Source organism: Kutzneria sp. NPDC052558, from assembly GCF_044547355.1.
GTDB lineage: Bacteria > Actinomycetota > Actinomycetes > Mycobacteriales > Pseudonocardiaceae > Kutzneria.
The window spans coordinates 79,842-88,760 of the sequence record NZ_JBIUAG010000039.1 but is presented as its reverse complement, the minus strand read 5'-3'; the positions used below and the strand labels follow the sequence as shown (position 1 = coordinate 88,760).

Sequence of the window (8,919 nt, the reverse complement as noted above, 5' to 3'; positions counted from 1 at the left end):
CCCGATAGCGCCTTGATACGCCATCGCCCAGAGGTCTCCGCGCAAAATCCACCCGGAGTAGCCTGGATAACGCCCCCCACCCCCAGCCGAACAACGCCCCCACCTCTCACCGCAATCCCCACCCCCACGGCAACCGCGCGGCGCGGGCACCCAAAGCACACCCCACAACCACACCCACCCACCCACCCACCCACACCACCACCCCACCAAAACAGGAATGCCGCCCGGAACCCTCCAGACGGCATCCCACAACCAACCATAACCCTCAAACCGCCTCAGCAGCCTGCCGAACGACCTCAACCACCGCCTCAGGCTGGGATTCGTAGATAGCGTGGCTCCCCGCGATGTCCGACACCGTCGCCCCGGCGCGTTCGGCCATGGCGCGCTGGGCCGGGGGCGGGATCATGCGGTCGTCGGTGGCGACGAGGTACCAGCTGGGCTTGACCCGCCATGCCGGCTCGCTGATCTGCCCGGCGAGGGCGTCGACGCCCCACGGGACCTGGGAGTCGGCCAGGAACCGGGCCCGTTCGGGGGTGACGTCGCCGGCGAAGGAGTCGTGGAACTTCTCCTTGTCCAGGAACAGGAATCCGTCCTGCGGGGGCAGGATGGGCGGCACCGGTGCGCCGGGGGGCGGGTCGGCGATGAGGGTGTTGACGGATTCGCCCTTGTCGGGGGCGAAGGCGGTGATGTAGACGAGCGCGGCGACACTCGGGTGGGTGCCGGCCTCGCTGATGACTGCGCCGCCGTAGGAGTGGCCGACCAGCACTGTGGGGCCGTCCTGCTGGTCGAGGACCTGGCGGGTGACGGTGGCGTCTCCGGCCAGCGACAGCGTCGGGTTCTGCACGACGCTCACGGTGTAGCCGTCGCGCACCAGCAGGTTGTGGACCTTCTCCCAGCCCGATCCGTCGACGAATCCACCATGTACCAGAACAACATTCCGTGCGCTCATGGCGACGAACCTAGTTCCGCGAGCGGACATGTCGATTGAGTCAAATGACTGTGGCGTCGCCTTCGCCGAGGGTGGTCAGGGCGTCACGCAGCGCGGCTCGGGTGGTGACGCCGAGTTTGGGGAACAGTTGGTACAGGTGGGCGCCGACGGTCCGTGGCGACAGGTACAGCTGCGCGCCGATCTGTTTGTTGGTCAGCCCGGCCGCCGCCAGGGTGACGATCTCGCGTTGCTGGGACGTCAGCACGACGGCTTTCGGCGGCAGCGCGCGGGTCCCGGCCGCCCGCAGCTCGGTCCGGGCCCGGGCGGCCCACGGCAGCGCCCCGAGGCGCTCGAACCGTTCCGCCGCAGCAGTCAGTCGCGCGCCGGCCGGCCCGGGTTTCCGTTGCCGGCGCAGGATTTCGCCGTGGTACAGCTCGGCCCGGGCCAGCTCGAACGGCCACCGGTCCAGCCCGTCGGCGGCCAGCACCTCGGCGAACATCGCGTCGTCCCGCCCAGCCAGGGCCGTCGCGACCCGTCCGACGAACTCGAACCGCGCCGACACAGCCCGGATTTCCTGCCCAGAAGCCGCGTGGGCGAGAGCCTCGGCGTGCCGCCCTGTTCGCACCGCCGCCTCGACGAGGTCGAGGATCGTCCAGAGCGCGTGCGGGGCATGGGACGCCAGCCGGCCGGTCGGAGTGATCGCGGTCCCGAAACGATAAGCGGCCTCGAACTCACGGCGTCCCAAGGCATCGAGCACCCGCACGTGGCACGCGTACTGATGCGCCAGGCCACCCGCCCAGTCGTCCATCCGGCGGATACGGGCTTCCACCCGGTCGCGATCGCCCCGCGCGGCGGCGATCAGGGCGTCGAGGAAACGGCCCGGCCAGGCCAACAACTGGTAGCCGTGCCGCGCGCACAGGTCGAGCCCCTCCTCGGCGAGGGATCGCGCCTCGTCCCACTGGCCGGCTCGGAACGCGTCCTGGCCGAGCAGGAACATCGCCTCGATCGCGGAGGCGACCGGGCCGCCGTCCCGGCCGTGGCTGACGACCCGGCGGAGTGCGGTCCGGCAGGCCGGCAGGCGATCGACGTAGGTCGCGGCGATCGCGACCCGCACGATGCGGGCCGGATTGACCGCGCGGGACAGGCCCGCGAGCACGGTGTCCAGCCGGTCCAGCATTGCCGTGCCGCACCGCGCCGGATCGGCGTAGGTCGACTCGATGATCGCCAGCAGCTCCGGCCGTGGGCACAGGCGGCCGACGGCCTCGTGGAAATGCGACCACTGCCCGTCGAACGCCGAGATCTGCGCCAGGTGGCAGATGGCTTCGAGCAGCGTCCGATCGGTCCCGTCGGTCGGGTCGGGGGCCTGCTTCAGCGCGGCGGTGAGCAGCCGCCGGGCGGCGGCGACGTCGCCGAAGTGGTGCAGCGACTGGCTGGCCCGGGCCAGGCCGACGGTCAGCGAGGACTCGGTCGTCTGCGCGAGCAGGTGCGGGGCGCTGTCGAGATCCCCGGTGACGGCGGTGCTCAGGTACGCGGCCTCGGCCAGCCGCGTGTCCCGGGTGGTCGGGCTCAGGTCGGCGGCGCGCAACAGATCGCCGATTGCGTCGACCGGAGATCCCCGCCGCACCTTGGTGTGCGCGGACTCTCCGAGCAGCCGGGCCATGCGCTCGTCGGGACCGGCCGCCTCCGTGAGATGCCCGAGCCGACGGTGCACCTCGCGGCGTTCCACTTCGGACGCCAGCTCCACCACGGCGGCGCGGATCAGCGGATGGCTGAACGACAACTGCCCGGTGGTCTCGTCGATCCGCACCAGTCCCAGCCGTTCGGCCGGCGCGAGCCCCGTCGTGTCGGCGAGGACGGCGTTGTCGCCGGACAGAGCCGCCACCAGCAACAACGACCGGGTTGCCGCCGGGAGTCCTATGACACGTGAGGAAAAGGCGTCTCGCAGCCTTCTGCTCAACGGCAGCACGTCGGGCAGCGCGCCGACCGTGGTGCGCTGCCACGGAGTCAGCGCGGTCGGCAATTCCAGCAGCGCCAACGGATTGCCTTCCGACTCCTCGGCCAGCCGCCGCCGCACGCGCTCGGGCATGGCCGGAAAGTGGTACTTCAGCAAGGAAATCGCGCTACGCTGGTCGATCGGCGACAGATCGACAGTAGGGAACCCGCCGCCGTCGAAGCGGGCCGCGCCGAGGATTCCTATGCCGGAGTCGGCAATCCGCCGCGCGACGAACGCGAGCACCTGCGCGCTCGCCCGGTCGATCCACTGGAGATCGTCCACGATCAGCAGCACCGGCGCGGCCTCGGCCAGCGCGGTGAGCACACCGTGAGCGACGGCCAGCCGGCTCGACGACGCGACCGGGAGCCCGAGCCGGGTCAGGGCCGCGAAGTCCTCTGTCGCCGAGAACTCCGCGCCGGCGACCCGCCGCACCGCGACGCCCCGCGCCTCGGCGTGGGCGGCGGCCTCGTCCAGCAATGCGGTCTTGCCGACCCCGGGCTCGCCGCGCACCACCAGCGCTCGCCCGCCGTCGGCCGCTTCCTCGACAAAGCGGTGCAGGAGGCCGATCTCCTCGGCCCGTCCGAACAGCGTCATTCGCGATCACCGCGCATGGCGTCGCGCAGCCCGGCCCGCGAGGTCACGCCGAGCTTGGGAAACGCCTGGTAGAGCTGGTTTCCGACGGTGCGGGAGGACAGGAACAGCCGTTGCGCGATCTGCTTGTTGGTCAGCCCCTCGGCGGCCAGCTCGACGATCGTGCGCTGCTGCGCGGTCAGCGCGGCGGCCCGGCGGTTCTGGCCGGCCGGCTGGAGCTCGCGGCCGGCCCGGTCGAGCCAGTCCTTGGCCCCGAGTTCGGCGAAGATCTCGCCGGCCCGTTCCAGCTGGTCGCGGGCCTGCCGGTTCATCCGGGCCCGCCGCAGGCGTTCGCCGTGGCGCAGCAGGATTCTCGCGTGCTCGAACGGATGGTCACGCACCTCCGGCCGGGCCAGCACCTCGTCGAACCGGGCCAGCGCCGTGTCGTTGTCCGGGTCCGACATCGCGTCCGCCCCGTCCACCAAGAGGCCGTAGCGCGGCGAGATCGCCTCCAGCCGCACGGCCCGGGCGGCGGCGACATGCGTTCGGGCCTCCTCCGGCCGGCCGGTGCCGAGCGCCGCCTCGGTCAGGTCCAGCACGAACCACAGGGCGTGGGGGACGTGGGACGGGAGCGTGCCCGGCGGCGACACCGAGCTGGCGTGCCGGTACGCGGCGTCGAAGTCGCCTCGGCCGAGCGCGGCCAGGGTCAAGGCCTGTCTGGCGATCCGGCCCACCAGCAGCACTCCGCGCGGGGCCGCCCACCCCAGCATCCGGTTGGTGACGTCGACAACCGTGCGATCGTCGCCGCGCCCGGCGGCGACCATGGCCTGCGTGTAGAGCCCGAAACTGCGCAGGAGGGCGTAGCCGTGTTCCTCGGCCAGGCGCACCTGCTCGTCGGCGAGTTCGAGGGCCTCGTCCCAGGCCCCGGCGGTGAGCCGTTCCAGGCTGAGCAGCGACAACGTGTGCAGCCGGATCGTGGCCGCCTGATCGGCCTGCGCACGCAACCGGAACAGGCGTTCCCGGCAGGCCGGCAGACGGTCGACGAAGATCGCGGCGAGGCTGGTGCGGATCAGCGCGATCGGTGGCACGTGCTCGTCCAGGGCGGCGATGGCGTCGTCGAGCTCGGCCAGCCGGGGCAGCGCGGCGCGGGCCGGATCGCCCAGGAACGCCCCCAACAGCGTCACCAGGTGCGGGACCTCCGCCCAGCGGCCGACGATGCGGTGGAAGGCCGCCCACAGTTCGGCTCGGCCGCCGAAGTAGCAGACCCAGCCCAGCGTCGTCACGGCCTCGACCGCGGTGTCGTCGGCCGCGTCCGGCCGCATGTCCAGCGCGGCGACCAGCAGACGATGCGCGGTGTCGATGTCGCCTTCGCCGCTGAGCAGCAGGTAGTGGGCGGCCGTCACGGCGCTGACCAGTGGCGGCTCGGGATTGTCGAGGCAGCGGCGGGCGTCGTCGAGGAGACGGGGGACGCGGCGGAGATCGCCGCCGGCCACCGCACCGATGTACGCGGCCTCGACCAGCCGGCGGCCGCGTGCGGCGCCGGTGGGGCTGAGCTCGGCGGCCCGGAGCAGCGCGGTGACCGCGCCGGCGGTGTCGCCGCGGCGGCGCGTCCGCTCGGCCGCCTGGTCGAGCAGGGCGGCGATGTGCGCGTCCGGTGCGACGGCCGTGCGCGCGAGGTGCCAGATGTGCCGGTCCGGGCGATCTCGCAGCCGTTCGGCCAGCGTGGCGTGCGCCTGCCGGCGTTCGGCGCTGGTCGACAGCGCGACGACCGCCGAGCGGGTCAGCGGATGCCGGAACACGACCTCGCCGTCGGTGACGCCGACCAGGCCGGCCCGCACGGCCGGGGCCAGGTCCTCGGTCTCGGCCGGATCCAGCGGGGCCGGCTTCTCCAGCGCGGCCAGCAGCAGTGCCTGCCGAGCTCGTTCCGGCAGGGCGCTGACCCGGGTCGCGAACACCTCCCGCAGACGTTCGCCCAGCGGCAGCGTCTCCGGCAGCGACCTGCTCCCACGCCACTGCTCCGGCGACAATTGCACCGGAAGTTCCAGCAGCGCCAACGGATTTCCCTGCGCCTCGGCCACCAGTCGCCGTCGCACCTGCTCGGCCATGGCCGGGAACCGCTCGCGCAGGACCGCCGTCGCCGCCTCCTCGGCCAGCGGCCGCACCCGGAAGCTGCCGGCGCCATCGACATGTTGGCTGCCCCGCACCGCGAACAGGAAACCGGCCTGGCGCAACGGTCTTCGCCGGACCACGTCCTCCAGCACCATGGCGCTGGGCCGATCGATCCAGTGCAGGTCGTCCACGACGACGAGCACCGGCCGCAGCGGGTCGAGCACCTCGATCACCGCGTCGACCACCTCGGCCCGGCTCGGTGGCGTGCCCTTGGCCATGCCCAACGTCACGGCGAGCGGGCCGGTCCGCTCGGTGAGGAGCGGGCTGAGCAGCTGGTGTAGGCCGGCGAAGGCGATGTCCTGCTCGAACTCCGCGCCCGAGGCCCTCAGCACTCGGAATCCGCGGGTCCGGGCGTCGGCCGCCGTCAGGTCGAGCAGGGCCGACTTGCCCACGCCCGCGTCCCCGGACAGCACCAGCGCCGCCGTGTCCACCGCGCACACTCCGAGAAACCCGGCCAGCACGGCCAGGTCCGGTTCGCGGCCGAGCACACCGTCGGCGGACATGCGCCCAGGCTACGATTCGGAATAACAATTCCGCCAGTTGGGCGGCTTGTGGCCGCCGATACGGGCAACATTCGTCGCACGTCGAGGTCCGCGCCGGCGGATCACGCCGAGTTGCCGCCGCGGGTCGAAGTGCCAGTGCCCGTCCTCGAACCGCTCGCCGGCCCGAGGGGATGGCCGGGCGGAAACAGCGTCGATTCCGCCCGGCCGCCGTCCAGCACCGTTCGGGAGCGGTCAGCGCGCCAGGATCGCGGTCAGGGCCTGGTCGAGTTCGTTCACCGGGCTGGCGACCGGTTTCTTGGCCCGCCAGGCGATGACCGCGTCCGGGCGCACCAGCGAAGCGCCGCCGGGCTCGATGCCGTAGCGGCCGTGCCAGGCGCCGTCGACGTCCTGGAGCTCGTCGCCGATCCGCTGCACAGCGACCTCGACGCCGAGCCGCTCGGCGACCTTGGCCGCGGCGTCGGCCCACGCGGCCCCGTCGGTGTCGGTCAGCAGCACGAAGCCGTGCCCGAACAGGTTGTGCGTGGACAGCGGCTGACCATCGCGCAGCAGACGCACGTGCGGCGCGCGGGTGCCGGGGCGGCCGACCGCGGCCGTGGGGTCCTCCTGCAAGCCGCCGTCGTCGCCGGGCTCGGCGAGCACGGCCGACGAGTGGTAGCGGAACCCGAGGAACTCCTTGACCGTGGGCACCGGCTGCGTCTCGTCGAAGGTCGCCAGGATGCGGCCCTCGGACACCTTCAGCAGCTCGACCTCGCGCTCCAGCGTGATGTTGACGATCGGCCGCCGCTCGGCCTGGTAGGTGTCCAGCAGCGCCGGACCGGCCTGGCCGGTCACGACTAGGCTGAGCCGCCACGCCACGTCGTAGCCGTCCTGGATGGCGAGGCTGCCGCCCTGGCCGCCGACCGGCGGGCAGGCGTGCGCCGCGTCGCCGGCCAGGATCACGCGGCCCTCCCGGTACCGCTCGGCCAGCTGGTGGTTGAGCGCGAACGGCCGCGCGTTGACGATGCGGCACTCCAGGTCCGGCACGCCGACGGCGGCCCGGACCCGCTCCAGGCAGCGCTGCTCGGTGAAGTCGGCCTCGGTCTCGCCGTTCTCGGGGAAGTAGTCGACCCAGAGGGTGGTGGTCGTGCCGTCGTAGATGATGCTCGTGCCGGTTCCCGGCCGCCCGATCAGGGAGAACCGGCCCGGCTCGAGGTAGGCCGACAGGTCGGCCTCGAAGGTGATCACGTAGAGGTGGCCGACCTGGCCGCCGCCTTCGAGGCCGATGCCGAGGCTGGTGCGGATCGGGCTGGTGTGCCCGTCGGCGGCCACCATGTAGTCGGCCCGCACGGTGCGTTCGCCGTCGGCGTCGCGCAGCGTCGCGGTGACCCCGTCGGCGTCCTGCGTCCACGAGACGACTTCGGTGCCGTAGCGCAGATCCGCGCCGAGCTTCTCGGCCCTGGCCCGCATGATCTTCTCGATGGTCGCCTGGGACAGCAGGCACGGCGGCGCCGGCGTCAGCTCGGCCAGCAGGGCCAGCCGCGCGGCGGCGGCTTCGTCGACCGGGAGCGGCTGCGTGGCGGCCAGGGTGGGGCCGCTGCGGAACTGTGGCAGCTCCATGCCCTCCTGGGCGGCGCGGAGGTCCTCGCCGACGCCGGGAACGGTCGAGAGCAGCTCGATCGTCCTGGTGTTGAGGCCCCAGGCCTTCGGCAGCGTCGACGTGGTCGGCCGGCGCTCGGCCAGCAGCGGCCGCACGCCGCGCATGGCCAGGCCCAGCGCGGCGCTCAGTCCCGTGTAGGCGCCGCCCACGATCAGCACCGGAACCTTCTCGTCAGTCATGTCATCACTCCCCAGACGATTGGCGGCAGTGACTGCCATGAGGCTCAGTCTGCCATGTGGCAGTCACTGCCGCCAATCTGGGTGGAGTGACCCCCGTCTCGCCGAGTGGAACGACCTCAGGCCAGCGGCGCCGGCGCGGGCACCTCGCCCGACCGCGTCAGTTCGAGCACCACGCGGGTCAGGTGGCGCAGGTCCGCCCGCCCATCCTGCTCGAACCACTGGTGGAACGCCGTGGTGAACACCGCGGCGGTCACCGCCACGGCCATCTCGGCGACGATGTCGGCGCTGCGGCCGCCGATCCGCCGGGCCACGTCCCGCTGGAGTTCCCGCTGCCACTCCCGCATGGTGAGGGTGAAATGGGCCAGCACCGGCTGGTTCTCCTTGGCGATCCGGTACGCCGTCAGCAGTGGTTCTGCCCGGTCGAGGTGCGACTGGAGCACGCTGTCCAGGATGACGCGCAGGACCTCCGGCACGGGGGTGTCCTCGGGGCAGGCCCGCAGATCGAGCAGCGCGGTGTCGAACATCTTCCCGAAGCTGCTCAGCACCAGCATCTCCTTGGTCGGATAGTGCCGGTACACCGTGCGCGCGCCGACCTCGGCCGCGGCGGCGATCTCCTCGACCGTCGTCGCCGCGAACCCCTTGTCGCGAAAGAGCGTGAACGCGACCTCGCCGATCAGGTCGCGGGTGCGCTCCATCTTCATCTCACGCAGTGTCATGGCGCTGTCCCGTGGTCCCACCGCGCCAGCTTAGTGTCGAGCCCCGATCGGAGCTGGTCAGCGCGGCCGGCGCGGACGACAGTTCGTAGCCGATGAAGGCGAAGTCAGAGCCGAGCGCGTCGACCTCGAACACGTCGGGCCCGATCGTGTGCGCCGCGGCACCCTGCGCATGTGATGTTCGTCGTTCGCATGGGTGGAATCGCTTGCCCTTGCTTGACTTCACCG

6 protein-coding genes are annotated in these 8,919 nt (G+C 72.3%); all 6 read right to left on the bottom strand.

The window, feature by feature from the left end; translation table 11 throughout:
• Window positions 1–265: 265 nt before the first annotated feature.
• Window positions 266–949 carry an alpha/beta fold hydrolase gene (locus tag ACIG5F_RS42610; protein ID WP_396525932.1) on the bottom strand — a complete coding sequence of 228 codons (684 nt, stop codon included), beginning with the start codon at window positions 947–949 and terminating at the stop codon, window positions 266–268.
• Window positions 950–989: 40 nt separating this feature from the next.
• The gene (locus ACIG5F_RS42605; RefSeq protein ID WP_396525931.1) at window positions 990–3,515 is read right to left on the bottom strand and encodes an AAA family ATPase; all 2,526 of its coding nucleotides are present in this window, start codon (window positions 3,513–3,515) and stop codon (window positions 990–992) included.
• Window positions 3,512–6,163: an AAA family ATPase gene (locus tag ACIG5F_RS42600; RefSeq protein WP_396525930.1), complete on the bottom strand. Its 2,652-nt coding sequence runs from the start codon at window positions 6,161–6,163 to the stop codon at window positions 3,512–3,514. Before ACIG5F_RS42600 ends, ACIG5F_RS42605 begins: the two co-directional genes overlap by 4 nt.
• 231 nt (window positions 6,164–6,394) lie before the next feature.
• The gene (locus ACIG5F_RS42595) at window positions 6,395–7,978 is read right to left on the bottom strand and encodes an FAD-dependent monooxygenase (RefSeq protein ID WP_396525929.1); all 1,584 of its coding nucleotides are present in this window, start codon (window positions 7,976–7,978) and stop codon (window positions 6,395–6,397) included.
• Between the two features lie 116 nt (window positions 7,979–8,094).
• A complete protein-coding gene (locus tag ACIG5F_RS42590; RefSeq protein ID WP_396525928.1) occupies window positions 8,095–8,694 on the bottom strand; it encodes a TetR/AcrR family transcriptional regulator in 600 nt (199 codons plus the stop codon).
• Window positions 8,681–8,827, bottom strand: coding sequence for a hypothetical protein (locus tag ACIG5F_RS42585; protein WP_396525927.1), 147 nt, complete (start codon window positions 8,825–8,827; stop codon window positions 8,681–8,683). Before ACIG5F_RS42585 ends, ACIG5F_RS42590 begins: the two co-directional genes overlap by 14 nt.
• Window positions 8,828–8,919 lie beyond the last annotated feature (92 nt).